Raw genomic sequence first — 21,404 nt, forward strand, 5'->3', positions numbered from 1 at the left:
AAAAAGATGTGGCCTGGATGTGGGTTCAGTCGGCTGCGTCTTTGTCGAGCCAATCCAGAATCGCGGCCCGATCCGCATCCAGATCCGGCGCCGTGGCGCGGGTGGTCGAGTCGGGCAAGTCGGTCATCTTGATCGGGTTGCCAGCAGCGGTATAGGCCGGGGCGCCATCGGGTCCCAGCACATCGACCACCATGTTGCGGGCGCGGATCTGCGGATCGTTCAGCACCTCGGCCACGTTCTGGATCGGGCCGGTGGGAATGCCCGCGCGGGTCAGGGTGTCGATCCAATGCGCCTTGGGCCGGTCGATGGTCACCGCCTCGATCAGCCGTTTCAAAAGCCGCGCATTCTGGCAGCGGGCCGGGTTGGTGGCAAAGCGCGGATCATCCGCCAGCGGCAGGTCCAGCGCGTCGCAGAGGCGGGCAAAAAGGCCGTCATTGCCGGCGGCGATGACGAAAAGCCCATCCTCGGCGTGAAAGGTCTCGAACGGGGTGATCGAGGGATGCCGCGCGCCCGAGGGGCGCGGCGGCTCGCCGGTGACGCTGGTGATGGCGATGGCATGTTCCAGAAGCGCCAACTGGCTGTCGAGCATCGCCACATCGATCTTTTGCCCCGCGCCGCCGCGGTCTAACTGCAACAGGGCGGCCAGCACGCCTTGCACCAGATACATGCCCGCCACGATATCGCCGATCGAGGCGCCGACGCGCACCGGTTCGCGGTCGCGCTCGCCGGTGATCGACATCACCCCGCCGCGCGCTTGTACCACCATGTCATAGGCGGGGCGCTGCGCCTCGGGGCCGGTATGGCCAAAGCCCGAGACGGCGCCATAAATCAGCTTCGGGTGACGCGCATGCAGCGCCTCCCAGCCGTAACCCAGCCGCTCCATCACGCCGGGGCGGTAGTTTTCCAGTAGGATATCGGCCCGCGCCAGCAACCGGTCGAAAATGGCCCGGTCCTCAGGCGCCTTGAGGTCCAGCGCGATGCTTTCCTTGCCATGGTTGATAGTGGCGAAATAGGCGCTCTTGCCACCCTTGAACGGGGGAAAGGCGCGGGTGTCATCGCCCTGTCCGGGGCGCTCGACCTTGATCACGCGCGCGCCCAGATCAGCCAGTGTCATGCTGGCAAAGGGCCCCGCCAGAACATGGGTCAGGTCCAGAACGAGGGTGCCGCTGAGAGGACCGGGCATGGGCGTTTCCTTTCTTCATTCGCGCAAGAGGCAGGGATAGCGCGCCCGCGTGACACTGCCTTGACACAGATCAGGGTCGGGCGCGTCCGTTTTCTGCGCGCTGGCCCTTTTACCCGGTGGATAACTGTGCCATAGGGTCACCGCCAAACGGGATTATGCATGGGGACCGCAAATGCAGATTCGTGAGGCTCTCACCTTTGACGATGTTCTACTGGTTCCGGCGGCCTCGTCGGTGCTGCCGTCGACCGCCGACACCAGAACCCGCGTGACGCGCGAGATCAAGCTGAACATACCGCTGCTGAGTTCGGCCATGGACACGGTGACCGAGGCGCGCATGGCCATCGCCATGGCCCAGGCCGGTGGCATGGGCGTGATCCACAAGAACCTGAGCGTGGATGAGCAGGCGCGCGAAGTGCGCCGGGTCAAACGGTTCGAGAGCGGCATCGTCTACAACCCCGTCACCCTGCGTCCGGATCAGACCATTGCCGACGCCAAGGCCTTGGTGGAGCGGTATAATTTCACCGGCTTCCCGGTCACGGATGACCGCGGTCACATCGTCGGCATCGTCACCAACCGTGACATGCGTTTTGCCACCAGCGATGACATGCCGGTCAGCGCGGTGATGACCACGAGCGACCTGGCAATGCTTGCCGAACCCGCCGATCTGGACGAGGCGAAAAGCCTGATGCGCGCGCGCCGGATCGAGAAACTGCTGGTGCATGACGGGCAGGGGCGGTTGACGGGCCTCTTGACGCTCAAGGATACCGAACAGGCGGTGCTGAACCCCACCGCTTGCAAGGATCATCTGGGGCGCCTGCGGGTGGCGGCGGCCAGCTCGGTCGGCGACAGCGGCTTTGCCCGTTCCGAGGCGCTGATCGACGCGGGCGTCGATATCGTGGTGGTCGACACCGCACATGGGCATTCGGCGGGTGTGATCGACGCGGTGCGCCGGATCAAGCAACAGTCGAACATGGTTCAGGTGATCGCGGGCAACGTGGCCACGGCAGACGCGACCAAGGCGCTGATCGACGCCGGTGCCGATGCGGTCAAGGTGGGTATCGGGCCGGGCTCGATCTGTACCACGCGGATGGTGGCCGGTGTCGGCGTGCCGCAGCTGACCGCGATCATGGATTGCGCCCAGGCGGCGGGCGACGTGCCCGTGATCGCCGATGGCGGCATCAAGTTCTCGGGCGATTTCGCCAAGGCGATCGCGGCGGGCGCGTCCTGTGCCATGGTCGGCTCGATGATCGCGGGCACCGATGAAAGCCCGGGAGAAGTCATTCTGTATCAAGGACGTAGCTTCAAAAGCTACCGTGGCATGGGCAGCCTTGGCGCGATGGCGCGCGGCTCGGCCGACCGCTATTTCCAGAAGGACGCGGCCAGCGACAAGCTGGTACCCGAAGGGATCGAGGGGCAGGTCCCCTACAAGGGTTCGGCCAGTGCGGTGATCCACCAGCTGGTGGGCGGGTTGCGGGCCGCGATGGGCTATACCGGCTGCGCCACCGTGGCCGAGATGCGCCAGAACTGCCAGTTCGTGAAGATCACCGGTGCCGGGCTCAAGGAAAGCCACGTGCATGACGTGCAGATCACCCGCGAAAGCCCCAACTACCGGATCGGGTGATGGGTCCGGTGGACAGCGTCCACAGCGGCCCGTGGCGGGTCGATTGTCTGGTCGATGGCGGCATGACATTCGGAACGGATGTGTTTGCCAATGTCGCGCCCGCCCTGCAGGCCGAGTTGCTGGGCGCGGCGGGCCTGAGCGCGGCGGTGACCGAGTTCAACGCCTATCTGATGCGCCATGACGATGGTCGCATCTGGCTGGTCGATACCGGTTGCGGCAGCATTTGCGGCCCCGAGGGTGGGCAATTGCCCGACCGGCTGGCAAGCGCGGGCATCGCGCCCGGCGATATCAGCCGGGTGATCCTGACCCATCTGCATGCCGATCATTGCGGCGGGCTGCTGGGGCCGGGTGCGGCGCTGTTTGCCGATGCCGAGATCCTGCTGCATCCCGACGAGGTTGCGCATTGGCGCGACACAGAGGCGCCCGGCGCCCAGGTGCTCAAGACCTGCGCCGACCGCCTCCGGCTGGTCGGCTCGGATGCGGATCTGGGCGCGGATGTCCGGGTCTGGGCCTTGCCGGGGCACACGCCCGGTCATTTCGGCCTGCGGATCGGCGACGATCTGGTGCTGGCCGGTGACATCGTGCATTCCGAGGCGCTGCAACTGCCCGATCCGGAAAACGCCACCCAATTCGACGTGGACCCGGCGCAGGCCCTTGCCAGCCGCCGCGCGGCGCTGGCCGAGATCGCCGAGCGCAACCTTGTCTGGTCGGGCAGCCACCTGATCGGCGCCAAATTCGCCCGGTTAGATCGCGCCGGTGACGGCTTTGCGAAACTGGAGACCTGAGAGATGACCCCCGCCGCCCGGCTTCAGGCCGCGATCGAGGTTCTGGACGAGATCCTGGCCGGAAAACCCGCCGAACAGGCGCTGACCGGTTGGGCGCGGCGCTCGCGGTTTGCCGGGTCCAAGGATCGCGCGGCGCTGCGCGACCACGTGTTCGACGCGCTGCGCGCCCGACGCTCCTTTGCGGCACGCGGCGGGGCCGAGACCGGGCGCGGCCTGATCCTTGGCTTGTGCCGGGAACAGGGCTTGACCGTTGCGGATCTGTTTACCGGTATCGGCCATGCGCCCGCGCCGCTGACACCCGAGGAACAGGCCGGTGGACGCGCCCCCGCGCCGGGGGCCGAAGCGGCGGATATTCCCGACTGGCTCTGGCCCCGGTTCCAGGCCAGCCTGGGCGCACAGGCGCAACAGGCGGGCGAAATCATGCAGAGCCGCGCGCCGGTGCATCTGCGGGTCAATACCGCCCGCACCGACCGCGCCGGCGCCATCGCGGCATTGGCGGGTGAAGGGATCGCTACCCAACCCCATCCCGCCTGCGACACCGCGCTGGAAGTGACCGAAGGCGCCCGAGGTATCGCCCGCTCGACCGCCTATCTGAACGGGCTGGTCGAGTTGCAGGACGCCGCCAGCCAGGCTATCGTGGCTGCCCTGCCGCTGGCGCCGGGCATGCGCGTGCTCGACTATTGCGCCGGGGGCGGGGGCAAGACATTGGCGCTGGCGGCGGTTCCGGGGGTCGAGGTATTCGCCCATGACGCCGCCCCGCAGCGCATGCGCGACCTGCCGACGCGCGCGGCTCGGGCCGGGGCGCGGGTGCGCTTGCTCGATACCGCCGAAGCGACACGAGCGGCGCCTTTCGACCTGGTACTGGCCGATGCGCCCTGTTCGGGCAGCGGCTCGTGGCGCCGGGCGCCCGCTGGCAAGTGGGACCTGACCGAAGAGAAATTCACCGCCTTGCTGACGGTGCAGCGCGAGATCCTGCATCGCGCCGCCGCGCTGACCGCGTCGGACGGGGTGCTGGCCTATGCCACCTGCTCGATGCTGGCCGAGGAAAACGAAGGCGCGGTCGATGCGTTCCTGCAAGCGGGCGGCTGGCAGGTGGTCGAAAGCCACCGCTGGAATGTGTTGTCGGGAACGGATGGATTTTATCTTGCACTCTTGACGAGATTGGAGTTCGGGCTTTAGCAACTATAGGTATAGTTGGGGCGCAGAGATTTTGGTCGTGTTAAAGCGGGCTTAACTCTTGATGGATGACATAGTCCTGACGACTCAGATGCCGGAGCCGGAATGTGACCGAATTCACCGCCTCGATCTCACCTGCGCCGAACAAGCCGCGCAGTACCCGCGCGCGGGTGGCGGCGATGCTGTTGCTGGCGCTGGCGGCCTTTGGTGCGGCGGTGTTCTGGGACCTGTCCGGTTTCGTGCAAAAGGCGCTGTTCGCCGCGGGGGGCGCCTCGATCCTGGTTACCGGATTGCTGCTCTACCAAAGTAGCCGTGCCCGTGGCGTCGAGGGACAGATGCGCCAGATGTTGGCGGGGTTTATCGAAAAGGACGCAACTCCCAGCTTTGTCACCGATGAAGAGGGGGCCATTCAGGCGCGCAACGCCGCGGCCTCGATCCGGTTTTCCGGCGCCAGCGATGAAACGCTTGCCGCCACGCTGCGGTCGATTTTTGGCAACCCCTCGGCGGTGCTGTACCGGTTGCAGTGCAGGGCACGGGTCGATGGCAACGCACGCGAGGACGTGGTGACCCGGCGCGGCCATATCCGCCTGTCTGTGCATGTGCTGGGCGCGGTCGGCTATCTCTGGCGGGTCGAGGATGTCACCGACCGCACCGCCGCCAGCAGCCGCGCCGACAACCTGCCATTGCCGATGCTGACGATCGGGCGCTCGGGCGCGGTGCTGTTCATGAACGAAGCGGCGCGCGCGTTTATCGGCTCGCGGGTGAAATCGCTCGACCGGTTGTTCCTGCAACTGCCTTACAGGCCCGGTGAAATCAATCATGTCAGCACGGGCGAGGGTAGCGCGCCCGCGATCGTGGTCGAGATCTCAAACAGTCCGGGTCGGCAAGAACTGTTCCTGATCCCGGTCAAGGGCGAGATGGGGCAGGGCAAGGCGCCTGATTTCGCCACTTTGCCGGTCGCGATGATGCGTCTGACGGCATCGGGCAAGGTGTTGGAGGTCAACCGCTTGGCGCAGGACCTGCTGGGTGGTCCGGTCGAACCGGATACGATGCTGGACCAGTTGATGCTGGGTCTCGGCCGGCCGATCCCCGACTGGCTGCGGCAAACGGTCGAAGAGGCGGGGGCGCCCCGGTCAGAGTTTCTCCGGCTCAGCGGGCGTGACAGCGAGATGTTCGTGCAGGTGACGCTGAGCCCGATCAATGAGGGTGGCCAGACCGGGCTGATCGCTGTCCTGAACGACGCGACCGAGTTGAAAACGCTTGAGGCGCAGTTCGTACAAAGCCAGAAAATGCAGGCGGTGGGCCAGCTTGCCGGTGGTGTTGCACATGATTTCAACAACCTTCTGACGGCGATCTCGGGCCATTGCGATCTGCTGCTGCTGCGGCACGATCAGGGTGACCCGGATTATGGCGATCTGGTGCAGATCAACCAGAACGCCAATCGCGCTGCGGCGCTGGTCAGCCAGTTGCTCGCCTTTTCCCGAAAACAGACCCTGCGCCCCGAGGTGCTGGACCTGCGCGATACGCTGGCTGATCTGATCCACCTGCTGAACCGGCTGGTTGGGGAAAAGGTGACGCTGACACTCAGCCATGATCCGGTGCTGAAATCGGTGCGCGCCGACAAGCGGCAACTGGAACAGGTGCTGATGAATCTCGTGGTGAACGCGCGCGACGCGATGCCCCAGGGTGGTGAGATTCGGATCGAGACCGAAGTGATGACGCTGGACGAACCGTTGGAACGCGACCGCGCAACGCTGCCGATCGGCGAGTATGTCACCGTCAAGGTGCGCGACGAAGGGGTGGGGATCGAGCCGGACAAGCTGCAAAAGATTTTCGAACCTTTCTATACCACCAAGCGCACCGGTGAGGGCACCGGTCTGGGTCTTTCGACCGTCTACGGGATCGTCAAACAGACCGGCGGGTTCATCTTTGTCGACAGCGTGTTGGGCAAGGGCACCGAATTCACCCTCTACCTGCCAGCTTATCAGGCGGTGGCGGACGAGGTGCGACCGGCGCCGCTTCGCACCGAGAAACCGGTGTCCACCCATGGCGCGGGCGTGGTTTTGCTGGTCGAGGACGAGGCACCGGTGCGCGCCTTTGCCTCGCGCGCACTGCGACTGCGCGGCTATACGGTGATCGAGGCGGATTCGGCCGAAGAGGCGCTCCGCCTGCTTGAAGATCCCGATCTGGCCGTCGATGTTTTTGTCACCGATGTGGTGATGCCGGGGCTGGACGGGCCGACCTGGGTGCGTCAGGCGCGCGAAGAGCGTCCCGACGTGCGGGTGGTGTTTGTTTCGGGTTATTCCGAGGGCGCGTTTGGCGAAACAGACAGCGCGTTGCCGAATTCGGTCTTTCTGCCGAAACCCTTTTCGCTGACACAACTGACCGAAACGGTGCACCAGCAGCTTCATTGAGGCAGATCAGATCGCGCGCGCGTGCAACTCGAACTCGTCGGCGCATTTGCGGCGCAGCCGCTCGGCGATGTCGGGGGACAGCTCAAGCGGCAGATCGGGCGAGACATTCTCCCGGGCTGGCGCGATCTCGGTCTGCAAGCGATCTTGCAGAAAGGCGCGAATGCCCGGTTGGTTCTCGTATTTGAACAGATGTCTGACGGTACAGCCATTGGGACGCGGGGTCAGAAACCGCGCCTGGGAGCCGACATTGGCAAACCCTGGGCGCTTGCCCTGCATATAGGCGCTCACGAAGTCATCGAAGCTGATGCCATGGGTCGCGTTCGGTTTGCCCTGCATGAAAGGGCGCTGGCGATAGCGATACCAGCTGCCAAGCCAGTCGACCGGCTCGCGCACCACCGCCATGATCTCCATCTCGACCCCGAACATCTTCTCGAAAATCGGTCGAAAAAACCGGTCATAGCGGTAAATGGGCGCATGTTTCAACTCGGGCGGGTCGGACACGACAATGTCAGCGCGGGCACGCAGCGCGGTCTGATAAGCGGTGGTTCCGGTCTTGGGGACAGAGAGAAGTACGAGTCTTTCCTTAAAGAAAACAAGCATCTGCTCTCCAACCCTCCTGCCTGACCCATGAAACCTGTTCAGCGTAAACCACTCCTTAACACAATTGGAAAAGAGTGAATAAGAAAGATTTTGTTTGAAATGTTCTCCTTTTGGCCCCATAAGGAACAAGAGGTGAACAAAGACCCGATTGCCGCCCGTGACGGCGTGTGACAAAAGGAAGGGGACAGGACAATGGCGGATCTTCTGACGATGAGCAGCAAACAGAACGCGGACAAGCAAAAGGCGCTGGACAGCGCTCTGGCCCAGATCGAACGGCAGTTCGGCAAAGGCTCGATCATGAAACTGGGCGGCGAGAACGCCATTCAGGAGATCGAGGCAAGTTCGACCGGCTCGCTGGGGCTGGATATCGCGCTGGGAATCGGCGGCCTGCCGATGGGGCGGATTGTCGAGATTTACGGGCCGGAAAGCTCGGGCAAGACAACGCTGACCCTGCATTGCATCGCCGAACAGCAGAAACGCGGTGGCGTCTGTGCATTCGTCGATGCCGAACATGCGCTTGACCCGCAATATGCGCGCAAGCTGGGCGTCGATCTGGATGAACTTCTGATCAGCCAGCCCGATACCGGTGAACAGGCGCTGGAGATCACCGATACGCTGGTGCGCTCGGGCGCGGTCAACATGGTCGTGGTCGATTCGGTCGCCGCGCTGACCCCGAAATCGGAGCTTGAAGGCGACATGGGCGATTCCAGTGTCGGCGTGCAGGCCCGTCTGATGAGCCAGGCCATGCGCAAGCTGACCGGTTCGATCAGCCGCTCGAAATGCATGGTGATCTTCATCAACCAGATCCGGATGAAGATCGGCGTGATGTTCGGCAGCCCGGAAACCACCACCGGTGGCAACGCATTGAAATTCTACAGCTCGGTCCGCCTGGACATCCGCCGTATCGGCGCCATCAAGGACCGTGACGAGGTTGTGGGCAACGCCACCCGCGTCAAGGTGGTCAAGAACAAGGTCGCACCGCCCTTCAAGCAGGTCGAGTTCGACATCATGTATGGCGAGGGCATCTCGAAAACCGGTGAGTTGCTGGATCTGGGCGTCAAGGCCGGCGTGGTCGAGAAATCCGGCAGCTGGTTCTCTTACGGGGATGAGCGGATCGGCCAGGGCCGCGAGAACGCCAAGACCTTTCTCAAGGAAAACCAGTCGATTGCGCTGGCGATCGAAGACAAGATCCGCGCCGCGCACGGGCTGGAGTTCGACATGACCGAGGATGGCGAGGACATCCTCGAAGCCTGAACAGACCCGAGGCCAGGCAATCTGACAACAGGGGCGTCCAATGGCGGGCGCCCCATTTTTCTGCGCTGCGGCTGCGAGGAGTGGACTATCGCTTACGCTGCGGCTAAACCGGCTCAGACCTTGTCGAATTCGCGCCGAGAGAGCCAGAATGCCCAGCCTGAACGATATCCGATCGACCTTTCTGAACTATTTCGCGAAGCAGGGGCATACGATCGTCCCGTCCAGCCCGCTGGTGCCGCGCAACGACCCGACGCTGATGTTCACCAATTCGGGCATGGTGCAGTTCAAGAACTGCTTTACCGGGGTAGACAAGCGCGACTATGTCCGCGCCACCACCGCACAGAAATGCGTGCGGGCGGGCGGCAAGCACAATGACCTCGACAATGTGGGTTATACCGCCCGGCATCACACCTTTTTCGAGATGCTGGGCAACTTCTCCTTTGGCGATTATTTCAAATCCGAGGCGATCCCCTTTGCCTGGGAACTGATCACCCGCGATTTCGACATTCCCAAGGACAAGCTTTATACCACGGTCTATCACACCGATGACGAGGCCTTCGAGATCTGGAAGAAGGTGGGCGTGCCCGAGGACCGGATCATTCGCATCGCCACCTCGGACAATTTCTGGCAGATGGGCCCGACCGGCCCCTGCGGCCCCTGCACCGAGATTTTCTATGACCATGGCGACCATATCTGGGGTGGCCCTCCGGGCAGCCCGGAAGAGGATGGCGACCGGTTCATCGAGATCTGGAACATCGTCTTCATGCAGAACGAGAAATTCGAGGACGGCTCGATGGTCGATCTCGACATGCAGTCGATCGACACCGGCATGGGGCTGGAGCGGATCGGCGCGCTGCTTCAGGGCAGCCATGACAACTATGACACCGACCTGTTCAAGGCGCTGATCGAGGCCTCGGCCGATGCCACCAGTGTCGATCCCTATGGCGATCAGAACGTGCACCACCGGGTGATCGCCGATCACCTGCGGTCTACCTCGTTCCTGATCGCGGATGGGGTGATGCCCAGCAATGACGGGCGCGGCTATGTGCTGCGGCGGATCATGCGACGGGCGATGCGGCATGCCCACCTGTTGGGCGCCAAGGATCCGGTGATGCACCGGCTGGTGCGCACGCTGGTGGGCCAGATGGGCGCGGCCTATCCGGAACTGGGCCGGGCGCAGGCGCTGATCGAAGAAACTCTGCTGTTGGAAGAGACCCGGTTCAAGCAGACGCTGGACCGGGGCCTGAAACTGCTGGATGACGAGTTGGGCGCGCTGCCCGAGGACGCGCCGCTGCCGGGTGAGGCGGCGTTCAAGCTCTATGACACTTACGGGTTTCCGCTGGACCTGACGCAGGACGCGCTGCGCGAAAAGGGCCGCAAGGTCGATACCGACGGGTTCGATGCCGCGATGGCCGAACAGAAGGCCAAGGCGCGCGCCGCCTGGGCGGGCTCGGGCGAGGCGGCGGACAATGCCGTCTGGTTCGACGTGCTAGATGTTGCGGGCGCGACCGATTTCCTGGGCTATGACACCGAAAAGGCCGAGGGTCAGGCGCTGGTGCTGGTGGTCGATGGTGCGGTCAGCGACAGGATTGCCGAGGGCGGCAGCGGCTGGGTGGTGACCAACCAGACGCCGTTCTATGGCGAATCCGGTGGTCAGGTCGGTGATAGCGGCGTGATCCGCCGGCTGGAGAACCGCGATCACGTGGCCCTGGTCGAGGACACGCGCAAGTTCGCCGATGGCAAGGTCTATGCCCATAAGGTGACCATGGAGCGCGGCACGCTGGCCAAGGGCGACGCGGTCGAGCTGGAAGTGGATCATGCCCGCCGCAGCGCGATCCGGGCCAACCACTCGGCCACGCACCTGTTGCACGAGGCGCTGCGCGAGGCATTGGGCGATCATGTGGCCCAGCGCGGCTCGTTGAACGCCGCCGACCGGCTGCGCTTCGATTTCAGCCATGCCAAGGCGCTGAGCGAGGCGGAACTTGCCCGGGTCGGCACCGAGGTGAACCGGTTCATCCGGCAGAACTCGCGTGTCGAGACGCGGATCATGACACCCGACGATGCCCGCGCCATCGGCGCGCAGGCGCTGTTTGGCGAGAAATACGGCGACGAGGTGCGGGTGGTGTCCATGGGCCGGGCCGAGACCGGCAAGGGTGCCGATGGCAAGACCTGGTCGATCGAGCTGTGCGGCGGCACCCATGTGGCGCAGACCGGCGATATCGGCATGTTCGTGATCCTGGGCGATAGCGCGTCGAGCGCCGGGGTACGCCGGATCGAGGCGCTGACCGGGCAGGCCGCGTTCGAACACCTGTCGCAGGAGGTTGGTCGTCTGTCCGAGGTGACCGCGATGCTCAAGGCGCAACCAGCCGAGGTGGCCGAGCGGGTGCGGACGCTGTTGGACGAGCGCAAGGCGCTCCAGAACGAGGTGGCGCAGTTGCGCCGCGATCTGGCCATGGCCGGTGGGGCCGGGCAGGGCGGCGGCGCCGAGACGCGCGAAGTGGGTGGTGTGCCTTTCCTTGCGCAGGTTCTGTCGGGTGTATCGGGCAAGGATCTGCCGGCGCTGATCGACGAGCACAAGGACCGGCTGGGGTCGGGTGCGGTGCTGCTGATCGCCGATACCGGCGGCAAGGTGGCGGTGGCTGCCGGGGTGACGGCCGATCTGACCGACCGGGTGTCGGCGGTCGATCTGGTGCGCGCGGCCGTGACCGAACTGGGTGGCAAGGGCGGCGGTGGCCGTGCCGACATGGCCCAGGGCGGCGGTCAGGATGCAGGCAAAGCGGATGCGGCGATCAAGGCCGCGGAACAGGTATTGGGAGGATAAGACGATGGGTGCACTCTGGATTGCACATGTGACGGTGACAGACGCCGAAGCATATGGAAAATATGCCGAATTGGCCGGGCCCGCCATTGCCAAACACGGCGGCACATTTGTCGCGCGGGGTGGCCGTTTCGTTCAGCTTGAGGGCAAGGAGCGCCCGCGCAACGTGGTCGCCAAATTTCCCAGCGTCGAGGCGGCGGTCGATTGTTACAACTCGCCCGAATATCAGGCGGCGCTGGACCATGCGCGCGGCGCATCGGAACGCGAATTGATGGTGGTCGAGACCAACGAATAAGAAAATTCTGCGAATTTTCGGGGTCTGAGATTATTCGTCGAATAATCTCAGACCGGACCAAAAAGGGGCGCCCTGCCGGGCGCCCCTTTTTCTATCAGCTGGCTGCCTTGGCCATGCGTTTGCGTTCATGCGGGTCGAGATAGCGTTTGCGCAGGCGGATGGTGGTCGGGGTCACCTCGACCAGTTCGTCATCGTCGATATAGGCAATCGCCTCTTCCAGGCTGAACTGGATATGCGGGGTCAGCCGCACCGCGTCATCGGTGCCCGAGGCACGCACGTTGGTCAGTTTCTTGCCCTTGAGCGGGTTCACTTCCAGGTCATTGTCGCGGCTGTGTTCACCGATGATCATGCCCTCGTAGACATCGGTCTGCGGGCCGATGAACATACGGCCACGCTCTTCGAGGTTCCACAGCGCATAGGCCACCGACTGGCCGTTTTCCATCGAGATCAGCACGCCCGCGCGCCGTCCCGGGATGGCGCCCTTATGTGGGGTCCAGCCGTGGAACACCCGGTTCAGCACGCCGGTACCGCGCGTATCGGTCAGGAACTCGCCGTGATAGCCAATAAGCCCGCGCGAGGGCACATGCGCGATGATCCGCGTCTTGCCGGCGCCGGCGGGTTTCATCTCGACCAGTTCACCCTTGCGGGGGCCGGTTACCTTCTCGATCACCGCGCCGGTATATTCGTCATCCACGTCAATGGTGACTTCCTCGACCGGCTCCATGCGCTGGCCGTCTTCCTCGCGGAACAGGACCTGCGGGCGCGAGATGCTGAGCTCGAACCCTTCGCGGCGCATGTTCTCGATCAGAACGCCCATCTGAAGTTCGCCCCGGCCCGCGACCTCGAAGGCCTCGCCGCCGGGCGTGTCGGTAACGCGGATGGCGACGTTCGATTCCGCCTCTTTCATCAGGCGGTCGCGGATCACCCGGCTTTGCACCTTCTTGCCGTCGCGGCCGGCCAGCGGGCTGTCATTGATGCCGAAAGTGACGCTGATGGTCGGCGGGTCGATCGGCTGGGCGGGCAGGGCCTCGGTCACCTGAGGATTGACCAGGCTGTCGGCCACGGTGGCCTTGCTCATGCCGGCGATGGTGACGATATCGCCCGCTTCGGCCACGTCGATGGGCTGTTGGCCCAGGCCGCGAAAGGCCAGGATCTTCGAAGCGCGGAAGCTTTCGATCTGGGTGCCGTCGCGGCTGAGCGCTTTCAGGCTCTCGCCCGCCTTGAGCGTGCCGCTTTCCACCCGGCCGGTCAGGATGCGGCCGATGAACGGATCGCTGCCCAACGTAGTGGCCAGCATGCGGAACGGCTCGTCCTTGCGGGCGATCTGCGCCGGGGCGGGCACATGGCGCACCACCAGTTCGAAGAGAGCGGTCAGATCCTTGCGCGGTCCGTCCAGATCGGTGTCGGCCCAGCCCGAACGCCCCGAGGCATAAAGATGCGGGAAATCGAGCTGTTCGTCATTGGCGCCCAGATTGGCGAACAGGTCGAAACATTCGTCCAGCGCCCGGTCGGGTTCGGCATCGGGCTTGTCGACCTTGTTCAGCACGACGATGGGGCGCAGGCCCAGCGCCAGCGCCTTGGATGTCACGAACTTGGTCTGCGGCATCGGGCCTTCGGCGGCATCGACCAGCAGCACAACGCCATCGACCATGCTCAGGATGCGCTCGACTTCGCCGCCGAAATCGGCGTGGCCGGGGGTGTCGACGATATTGATACGGGTGCCGCGCCATTCGACCGAGGTCGCTTTGGCCAGGATGGTGATCCCGCGTTCGCGCTCGAGGTCGTTGCTGTCCATGGCGCGTTCGGCCACGGCCTGGTTTTCGCGAAAGGCACCGGATTGTTTCAGCAGTTCATCCACCAGCGTCGTCTTGCCGTGGTCCACGTGAGCGATGATCGCAATGTTGCGCAGGTCCATGAGGTCCGCCTTTGTAAGGGAGTTGGCCCGGCGCATAGCCCGAGATCCGGCCAAAGGCCAGAGGAAATGCATCTTTTACGCCGATATACGCCGCGGCGCGGCATCAATGCGGCGAGGCGCCCGAGAACAGGTGGATGACAAGGATGCCGGCCATGATCATCGAGATCCCCAGAATGGCAGGCAGATCCAGCCGTTGGCCGAACACGACCAGCCCGATGACGGCGATGAACACGATGCCCAGCCCCGACCAGATCGCGTAGACGATGCCAACCGGCATGACGCGCAGCGTGAGCGACAACAGGAAAAAAGCGATGCCATAGCCGCCCACCACGATCAGCGAGGGCACCAGCCGGGTGAACTGCTGGCTGGCCTGCAGCGCGGTGGTCCCCACGGTCTCGGCCGCGACGGCAAGGATCAGGTAGATATAGTGCAGGGGCATGGCCGGTCTCCGGGCAGGTGAATCGGTCGAAACCGGGTGTCAGACCCGGACTAGCGCAAATTCCGGATTCGGGACAGGGGGGCGCAAAAGGCGAAAATTCGCACAGGTACCTGTTCGGCGATTCACTCGACGGAAAGGCGTACTCACGATAATGAGAGCGATCAGACGGGGCCGGTGTCCCGGACCCGTGGGGCGCGGGAGCAGTCGCCCCAGCCGGAGAGCGAACCATGTGCCGTTGGGCCGCCTATCATGGAACCCCGATCTTTCTCGAAGATGTCATTTCCCGTCCGGGGCATTCGCTGATCGCGCAAAGCGCTCATGCCGAGGAATGCAAGACCGCCACCAATGGCGACGGGTTCGGCGTGGCCTGGTATGACGCCCGGCCCGAACCGGGGCTGTATCGCGATGTCTATCCGGCCTGGTCCGATCCGAACCTGCGGGCGGTGGCCCATCACGTGCGCTCGGGGCTCTTTCTCAGCCATGTGCGCGCCTCGACCGGGTCGTGTATCAGCCGCAACAACTGCCATCCCTTTGCCGCGCGGCGGTGGTCGTTCATGCATAACGGCCAGGTCGGCGGGTTCGAGGCATTCCGCAAACAGGCGGACATGGCCATCGCTGACGAGTTCTATACCTATCGCAAGGGCAGCACCGATTCCGAAGTGCTGTTCCTGCTTGCGCTGAGCGAGGGGCTGGAAAGCGATCCGCATGGTGCGCTTGAACGCGCGGTGGCGCGACTCGAAACGTTGAGCCGGGCCCATGGCACCACGCCGCATATGCGCCTGTCGGCGGCCTTCAGCGACGGCCAGACCCTTTATGCCGCGCGCTATTCCTCGGACCATATCGCGCCTTCGGTCTATTACCGCTACAGCAATGCCCGGCAGGGCTGGGCCGTGGTCTCGGAACCGCTGGAGCAGGACGAAGGCGACTGGACCGAACTGCGTCCGGGTCGGATGCTGAGCATCGGCACTTCAGGCGTGCAGGAACGTGACTTTGCACCGGCGGATATTGGCCGGGCGGCCTAGACTCAGGACCCATTCATCCTGCGCCACTGGTTTGACAGATTTGCTGTCTGACGACGTCCAATGCCGCAGGAATAGTGGTTCTATTTCAAGGCATTGAAAGGACGTCAGGCGGCAAATCCGCCAAATCCGAAGAACGCCAAATCCATCTCATCTCAGCGGCTTGGCGCGCTTGGGAATAGCGCCAATATGCCCGGCGCGCGCCAAACCCCTGATAATTCGCGGATTTGGCGCCAGTGGCGCAGGATTAATGGGTCCTGAGCCTAGGGTGATGAAAACCTGACTGGTGCGATGGTTCAGGGCGGGTTACCCTGACCCTATTCCAACCACACCTATTTTTTTCAGGTTCATCATGCTTACACCATTTGCGAAAGCCATCGTCATTGCCGCATTGCTTGTTGTCGGGGTCGGTCTGGGCTTTGCCCCGCGCGCCGATGTGACCCTTCCCGCCGCCGAACTGGAGCAGCCCCGGCCCGCACGCGGCGTCTGATCCGGTCAGAGCTGCAGGCCCAGGCGGGTGAAGCATTCACTCAGCTGCGGGTGCAGCCAACCCCACAGACCCGGCGCGCCCCGGCTGACCGGGGTGCCCACCCGCGCCACCAGTTGCGGCAGGCTGACATCATAGGTGATCCACGATCCGCCACCATTTTCCAGGTTGGCGATCGGGGTCTGCACCCGGTCAACCGCCTTGCCGAACAGCGCATCCGCGCTTTCGGCGGCCTCGAATTCCTGCCAGATCGCGCACAGAGCGGCGCCTTGCTCCACGGGCAGAAGGCCGAACAGGCGTTCGGCGGCGGCGGCCTCCAGCGCCTCTTGCGCGGCATGGTCCACATCGCCGTGGATCGGGTTGTCGCCGGCGTCGATTTCGACCAGATCGTGGAGCAGCAGCATGCGCAGAACCCGGTCCGTGTCGATCGGATGGGCCGCGTATTCCCCCAGCACCCAAGCGTATAGCATGATGTGCCAGCTGTGTTCGGCCGAGTTTTCGAACCGGCTGTCATCCATCAGACGCGAGGCGCGCAGCACGGTTTTCAGCTGATCCGCCTCGGCCAGAAACGCCAGCCGGTGGGCAAAACCACCCGCAGCGGGGGCGCGCCCGTCAAGCAGCGCCTGCGCGTGCGCATGCGCCTCGGGGAAAGCCTCGGCCAGATAGGCGGCGCGCCCGCTGCTCAGATTCTCGCGCACCACCTCGACATGGTCGGGGCGCGGCGTGTCGGCGCAGAGCACCTGGAACATCGGTTGGCAGCGGTCCAGCATCTTGGCATAGCGGGCGTCGGGGCTTTCATCGGCCTCGAACTCGGTCCAGAGCGCGTGGAAATCCGCCGCCTGATCGGGGGGCAACAGGCCAAACAGCTTGCGCGCCGCTGCCCGCTCGGCCCGTTCCACCGCTTGCCAGTCGGTCACCTCGTGGATCGGGTGGTCGCCGGTCTCGATCTCGACCAGATCGTGCAGCAGGAGCATGCGAATGGCGCGGTCCACATCCACATCCGGTGCCGCAAAAGGCGCCAGCACCAGCGCCCAAAGCGCCAGATGCCAGCTGTGTTCGGCGGAATTTTCAGGCCGCGACAAATCAAGCAGCACATTGGCCCGCTCGACCGTTTTCAACCTGTCAGCCTGTTTCAGAAAGGCGATCTGGGCGTCAAGCCGCGCGCTCATTCGCTGTCCTTTGCTTTGGCCTTCAATTCGGCAACGCGGCGCATCAGCACCCGTCGCGCGCCGCGCTCGGCCAGCCGCACGCGCACCTCGGTCAGAAACGCCTCTTCCAGCGATTGCGAAGAGGCGGCCAGTTGCGTGCCGATCTCCATATAGAGCCGCTCGTCGCCGGTCGCGTCCATCGCCTTGAGCGTGTCCTCGGCCAGCTTGGCGGCCAGCGTCTCGATCGTGCCTGCCATCAGCGCGAGGTCTCGGTCAGGCGACGCTTCACATAATCGGTCACGCTGGTGATCATCGTGTCCATGTGCTGGTTCTGAAAGAAGTGATCGGCGCCCTCGACCTCGGTATGGGTGATGGTGATGCCTTTCTGCTCGTGCAGTTTGTTGACCAGCGAGCGGGTATCTGCTGGCGGCGCAACCCGGTCCGAGGTGCCATTGATGATCAGGCCCGAGGACGGGCAGGGCGCCAGGAACGAGAAATCATACATGTTGGCGGGCGGGGCCACGCTGATGAACCCGGTGATCTCGGGGCGGCGCATCAAGAGTTGCATGCCGATCCACGCGCCAAAGGAAAAGCCCGCGACCCAGCAATGTTTCGAGTTGTTGTTCATCGACTGGAGATAGTCGAGCGCCGATGCCGCATCGCTCAGCTCGCCGATACCCTGGTCATACTCGCCCTGGCTGCGCCCGACCCCGCGGAAATTGAACCGCAGCACGGTGAAACCCAGATTGTAAAAGGCATAGTGCAGGTTATAGACGACCTTGTTGTTCATGGTGCCGCCAAATTGCGGATGCGGGTGCAGCACGATGGCAATGGGTGCGTCTTTTTCCTTTTGCGGGTGGTAGCGGCCTTCCAGGCGGCCTTCGGGTCCGGGAAAAATCACCTCGGGCATATGTGCTTTCGTCCTGTCTCGCGGTCTGAGATGCCGGGCTAAACTTGACGAATTCCCTCGGGCATCTTAGAATGGTTCTAAGTAACGTGCCGCTTGCCGGCAACGCTGTCAGTGGGAGATACGCACTGAGGGCGATAAGGTCAATGATTTCGCGCATCTGGGCGCGGTTGAGGAGGGCAGGAGCGTGAAGCTATCGACAAAGGGGCGCTATGCGATGGTCGCGCTGACCGATATTGCCCTGCAACCGGCGGACAAGCTGGTCACGCTGGGTGACATTTCCGAGCGTCAGGATATCTCGCTGCCTTATCTGGAACAGCTGTTCGTCAAGCTGCGGCGGGCCGATCTGGTCGCCTCGGTGCGCGGTCCGGGTGGGGGCTATCGTCTGGCTCGGCCGGCCTCGGATATCCGGGTGGTCGATATTCTCGCCGCCGTGGACGAGACGGTGAACGCGATGCACAAGGGGGCGGGCGCCTCGGGTGCGTCGTCTGGCAGTCGCGCGCAATCGCTGACCAACCGGCTGTGGGAGGGGCTGAGCGCGCATGTCTATGTGTTCCTGCACCAGACCCGGCTGTCGGATGTGGTCAAGAACGACCTGGCGCCGTGTCCGGCGGTGCCCAATCTGTTTTCGGTCGTTGACGACTAGCCCTGTCTGGACCCCTGATTGCCATTTTTGCCGGGTCCGTCTATCTGGACCCAACCGCCAAGAAATGATGACTCTCTGATGCGCGTTTACCTCGATCACAATGCCACCACACCGCTGCGCGCCGAGGCGCGGGCGGCGATGATCGCGGCGATGGATGTCTGCGGCAACCCGTCCTCGGTCCATGCCGAGGGGCGCGCGGCCAAGGCGGTGGTGGAAAAGGCGCGCGCGCAGGTCGCCGCCGCCTTTGGCGCCGAGGGGGCGGATATCGTCTTTACCTCCAGCGCGACAGAGGCCGCGGCACTTGCGCTCAAGGATCGTGGGCTGCACGGATGCGCGCTTGAGCATGACGCGGTAAGGGCTTGGATCAAAGAGGATTTGCCCGTGTCCGCCGATGGGCTGGTCGCGGTTTCGGATCCGGCGCGATCGACATTGCAACTGGCCAATTCCGAGACCGGTCTCCTTCAGGACCTGCCGCAGGGGCTGGCGGTGACCGATGCGACGCAGGGGTTTGGTAAACTGCCGGTCGCCTTCAACTGGCTTGGGGTCGAGATGGCGCTGATCTCGGCGCACAAGCTGGGCGGCCCCAAGGGGATCGGCGCTTTGGTATTGCGGCGCGGCACCGATCTTGCGGCGCAGATCAAGGGTGGCGGGCAGGAAATGGGGCGCCGCTCGGGCACCGAGAACGTGATCGGCATCGCCGGTTTCGGCGCTGCTGCCGAGGCCGCCGCGCGCGATCTGGCGAATGGCGTGTGGAGCCGTGTCGAGAAACTTAGAAATATTCTAGAAAATGCTCTTGAGGCCGGGGCTAAATCTACTATTTTTGTCGGGAAAGGTCGGCCCCGCCTGCCCAACACCCTCTGCCTGGCCACGCCGGGCTGGAAGGGCGAGACGCAGGTGATGCAGATGGACCTGGCCGGATTTGCCATCAGCGCCGGCAGCGCCTGTTCCAGCGGCAAGGTCCGCGCCAGTGCGGTGCTTCAGGCGATGGGGTTTGACGAGGCAACGGCGACAAGCGCGATCCGCGTGTCACTGGGGCCCGAGACGACCGAAACGGATGTGCTGCGCTTTGCCGAAGCGTGGCTGGACAAAGAAAAGAAACATCGCGCGCGCGCCGCGTGACACAGAACAAACAGCGCGCTCAGCGCGAAGGAGGGCTCTTATGGCCGCATTGGACCAGACCCAGGTAAAAGAAGGCGTCGATCAGGAGACGGTGGATGCCGTCCGAGAGGCGGGCACCTATAAATACGGCTGGGAAACCGAGATCGAGATGGAATACGCCCCCAAGGGCGTGAACCCCGATATCGTGCGGCTGATCTCGGGCAAGAACGAAGAGCCCGAATGGATGACCGAATGGCGGCTGGCCGCGTTCGAACGCTGGACCGGCATGAGCGAACCGAAATGGGCGATGGTCAACTATCCCGAAATCGACTTTCAGGATCAGTACTACTATGCCCGCCCCAAGAGCATGACCGAAAAGCCCAAATCGCTGGACGAGGTCGACCCCAAGCTGCTGGCCACCTATGAAAAGCTGGGCATTCCGCTCAAGGAACAGATGATCCTGGCCGGTGTCGAAGGCGCCGAGAACGCCCCCGCCGAGGGTCGCAAGGTCGCCGTGGACGCGGTGTTTGATTCCGTGTCCGTCGGCACCACGTTCCAGGCCGAACTGAAAAAGGCCGGCGTGATCTTCTGTTCGATCTCCGAGGCGATCCGCGAGCATCCCGAATTGGTGAAGAAGTATCTGGGCACCGTGGTGCCGGTCAGCGACAATTTCTATGCCACGCTGAACTCTGCCGTGTTTTCGGACGGCTCCTTTGTCTATGTGCCGCCCGGTGTGCGCTGCCCGATGGAGCTGTCGACCTATTTCCGCATCAACGCGGAAAATACCGGCCAGTTCGAACGCACCCTGATCATCGCCGATAAGGGCAGCTATGTGTCCTATCTCGAAGGCTGCACCGCCCCCCAGCGCGACACCGCGCAGCTGCATGCCGCCGTGGTCGAGATCATCGTCGAGGAAGACGCCGAGGTTAAATACTCGACCGTCCAGAACTGGTATCCGGGCGACGAGAACGGCAAGGGCGGCATCTACAACTTTGTCACCAAACGCGCCGATTGCCGGGGCGACCGGTCCAAGGTGATGTGGACGCAGGTTGAAACCGGCTCGGCCGTGACCTGGAAATACCCCTCCTGCATCCTGCGCGGCGATGACAGCCAAGGCGAGTTCTATTCCATTGCCATCGCCAACAACATGCAGCAGGCCGATACCGGCACCAAGATGATCCATCTGGGCAAGAACACCAAATCGCGCATCGTCTCCAAGGGGATCAGCGCGGGCAAGGCGCAGAACACCTATCGCGGCCTCGTCTCGATGCATCCCAAGGCCAAGAACAGCCGCAACTATACCCAGTGCGACAGCCTGCTGATCGGCGACAAATGCGGGGCGCATACGGTGCCCTATATCGAGGTCAAGAACAACTCGTCGCGCTGCGAGCACGAGGCGACCACGTCCAAGGTGGACGAGGATCAGTTGTTCTATTGCCGCTCGCGCGGGATGGACGAGGAAGAGGCGGTGGCGCTGGTGGTGAACGGGTTCTGCAAGGACGTGTTGCAGGCGCTGCCGATGGAGTTTGCCATGGAGGCGCAGCAACTGGTGGCGATCAGCCTCGAAGGCTCGGTGGGCTAAGGCCCTTTCGGGGCCAT

Annotated in this window: 19 protein-coding genes; 12 read left to right on the forward strand and 7 right to left on the reverse strand. The window is 63.7% G+C overall.

Annotated features, from left to right (window positions below; all coding sequences use genetic code 11):
* Positions 1-25 precede the first annotated feature (25 nt).
* On the reverse strand, positions 26-1,183 hold the full coding sequence (locus AC2FLM_RS02640) for a CaiB/BaiF CoA transferase family protein (RefSeq protein ID WP_496855347.1): 1,158 nt from the start codon (positions 1,181-1,183) through the stop codon (positions 26-28).
* Positions 1,184-1,355: 172 nt separating this feature from the next.
* On the opposite strand from AC2FLM_RS02640, the gene guaB reads away from it, so the two are divergent.
* The 4 genes from guaB to AC2FLM_RS02660 all read left to right on the forward strand — a co-directional run bounded on the left by guaB (position 1,356) and on the right by AC2FLM_RS02660 (position 7,179).
* Positions 1,356-2,804 (forward strand): IMP dehydrogenase, encoded by a 1,449-nt coding sequence (guaB, locus tag AC2FLM_RS02645; protein ID WP_234136663.1) that lies wholly within the window; start codon positions 1,356-1,358, stop codon positions 2,802-2,804.
* Positions 2,804-3,589: an MBL fold metallo-hydrolase gene (locus AC2FLM_RS02650; protein WP_496855349.1), complete on the forward strand. Its 786-nt coding sequence runs from the start codon at positions 2,804-2,806 to the stop codon at positions 3,587-3,589. Before guaB ends, AC2FLM_RS02650 begins: the two co-directional genes overlap by 1 nt.
* A gap of 3 nt (positions 3,590-3,592) precedes the next feature.
* Positions 3,593-4,768 (forward strand): RsmB/NOP family class I SAM-dependent RNA methyltransferase, encoded by a 1,176-nt coding sequence (locus AC2FLM_RS02655; protein ID WP_496855351.1) that lies wholly within the window; start codon positions 3,593-3,595, stop codon positions 4,766-4,768.
* A gap of 176 nt (positions 4,769-4,944) precedes the next feature.
* A complete protein-coding gene (locus AC2FLM_RS02660; RefSeq protein ID WP_496855488.1) occupies positions 4,945-7,179 on the forward strand; it encodes a hybrid sensor histidine kinase/response regulator in 2,235 nt (744 codons plus the stop codon).
* Positions 7,180-7,185: 6 nt separating this feature from the next.
* On the opposite strand, the gene AC2FLM_RS02665 is transcribed toward AC2FLM_RS02660, so the two are convergent.
* Complete coding sequence (locus AC2FLM_RS02665) at positions 7,186-7,779, reverse strand: gamma-glutamyl kinase (RefSeq protein ID WP_496855353.1); 594 nt, start codon at positions 7,777-7,779, stop codon at positions 7,186-7,188.
* A gap of 192 nt (positions 7,780-7,971) precedes the next feature.
* Here AC2FLM_RS02665 and recA point away from each other — a divergent pair, with 192 nt between their 5' ends.
* From recA to AC2FLM_RS02680, 3 genes are all read left to right on the forward strand, one after another.
* Positions 7,972-9,033, forward strand: a complete 1,062-nt coding sequence (gene recA / locus AC2FLM_RS02670; RefSeq protein ID WP_234136668.1) for a recombinase RecA — start codon at positions 7,972-7,974, stop codon at positions 9,031-9,033.
* A gap of 148 nt (positions 9,034-9,181) precedes the next feature.
* Positions 9,182-11,854, forward strand: a complete 2,673-nt coding sequence (gene alaS / locus AC2FLM_RS02675) for an alanine--tRNA ligase (RefSeq protein ID WP_496855355.1) — start codon at positions 9,182-9,184, stop codon at positions 11,852-11,854.
* A 4-nt stretch (positions 11,855-11,858) separates the two neighbouring features.
* Positions 11,859-12,146 carry a DUF1330 domain-containing protein gene (locus tag AC2FLM_RS02680; protein WP_234170108.1) on the forward strand — a complete coding sequence of 96 codons (288 nt, stop codon included), beginning with the start codon at positions 11,859-11,861 and terminating at the stop codon, positions 12,144-12,146.
* A 94-nt stretch (positions 12,147-12,240) separates the two neighbouring features.
* Here AC2FLM_RS02680 and typA read toward each other — a convergent pair whose 3' ends face one another.
* On the reverse strand, positions 12,241-14,061 hold the full coding sequence (gene typA / locus AC2FLM_RS02685; RefSeq protein ID WP_496855357.1) for a translational GTPase TypA: 1,821 nt from the start codon (positions 14,059-14,061) through the stop codon (positions 12,241-12,243).
* 103 nt (positions 14,062-14,164) lie between these two features.
* Complete coding sequence (locus tag AC2FLM_RS02690) at positions 14,165-14,500, reverse strand: DMT family transporter (RefSeq protein ID WP_234136672.1); 336 nt, start codon at positions 14,498-14,500, stop codon at positions 14,165-14,167.
* Positions 14,501-14,727: 227 nt separating this feature from the next.
* Here AC2FLM_RS02690 and AC2FLM_RS02695 point away from each other — a divergent pair, with 227 nt between their 5' ends.
* Positions 14,728-15,522: a class II glutamine amidotransferase gene (locus tag AC2FLM_RS02695; RefSeq protein WP_234145607.1), complete on the forward strand. Its 795-nt coding sequence runs from the start codon at positions 14,728-14,730 to the stop codon at positions 15,520-15,522.
* Between the two features lie 349 nt (positions 15,523-15,871).
* Positions 15,872-16,009: a hypothetical protein gene (locus tag AC2FLM_RS02700; protein WP_234170105.1), complete on the forward strand. Its 138-nt coding sequence runs from the start codon at positions 15,872-15,874 to the stop codon at positions 16,007-16,009.
* A 5-nt stretch (positions 16,010-16,014) separates the two neighbouring features.
* Here AC2FLM_RS02700 and AC2FLM_RS02705 read toward each other — a convergent pair whose 3' ends face one another.
* From AC2FLM_RS02705 to AC2FLM_RS02715, 3 genes are read right to left on the reverse strand one after another with little or no spacing between them, the layout of a single operon-like run.
* On the reverse strand, positions 16,015-17,175 hold the full coding sequence (locus AC2FLM_RS02705; RefSeq protein ID WP_496855360.1) for an HD domain-containing protein: 1,161 nt from the start codon (positions 17,173-17,175) through the stop codon (positions 16,015-16,017).
* Positions 17,172-17,411, reverse strand: a complete 240-nt coding sequence (locus tag AC2FLM_RS02710; protein ID WP_234218018.1) for a hypothetical protein — start codon at positions 17,409-17,411, stop codon at positions 17,172-17,174. Before AC2FLM_RS02710 ends, AC2FLM_RS02705 begins: the two co-directional genes overlap by 4 nt.
* Entirely contained in the window at positions 17,411-18,064 is a 654-nt protein-coding gene (locus AC2FLM_RS02715; RefSeq protein WP_011047753.1) for an alpha/beta hydrolase, read from the reverse strand. Before AC2FLM_RS02715 ends, AC2FLM_RS02710 begins: the two co-directional genes overlap by 1 nt.
* Before the next feature lie 184 nt (positions 18,065-18,248).
* Here AC2FLM_RS02715 and iscR point away from each other — a divergent pair, with 184 nt between their 5' ends.
* The 3 genes from iscR to sufB all read left to right on the forward strand — a co-directional run bounded on the left by iscR (position 18,249) and on the right by sufB (position 21,387).
* On the forward strand, positions 18,249-18,707 hold the full coding sequence (gene iscR, locus AC2FLM_RS02720; protein ID WP_234136676.1) for a Fe-S cluster assembly transcriptional regulator IscR: 459 nt from the start codon (positions 18,249-18,251) through the stop codon (positions 18,705-18,707).
* A 75-nt stretch (positions 18,708-18,782) separates the two neighbouring features.
* Positions 18,783-19,826, forward strand: a complete 1,044-nt coding sequence (locus AC2FLM_RS02725; RefSeq protein WP_496855490.1) for a cysteine desulfurase family protein — start codon at positions 18,783-18,785, stop codon at positions 19,824-19,826.
* Between the two features lie 40 nt (positions 19,827-19,866).
* Entirely contained in the window at positions 19,867-21,387 is a 1,521-nt protein-coding gene (gene sufB, locus AC2FLM_RS02730) for a Fe-S cluster assembly protein SufB (RefSeq protein WP_234145611.1), read from the forward strand.
* Positions 21,388-21,404: the final 17 nt, after the last annotated feature.

The sequence above is a fragment of the Ruegeria sp. SAZD011 genome (genome assembly GCF_059612545.1).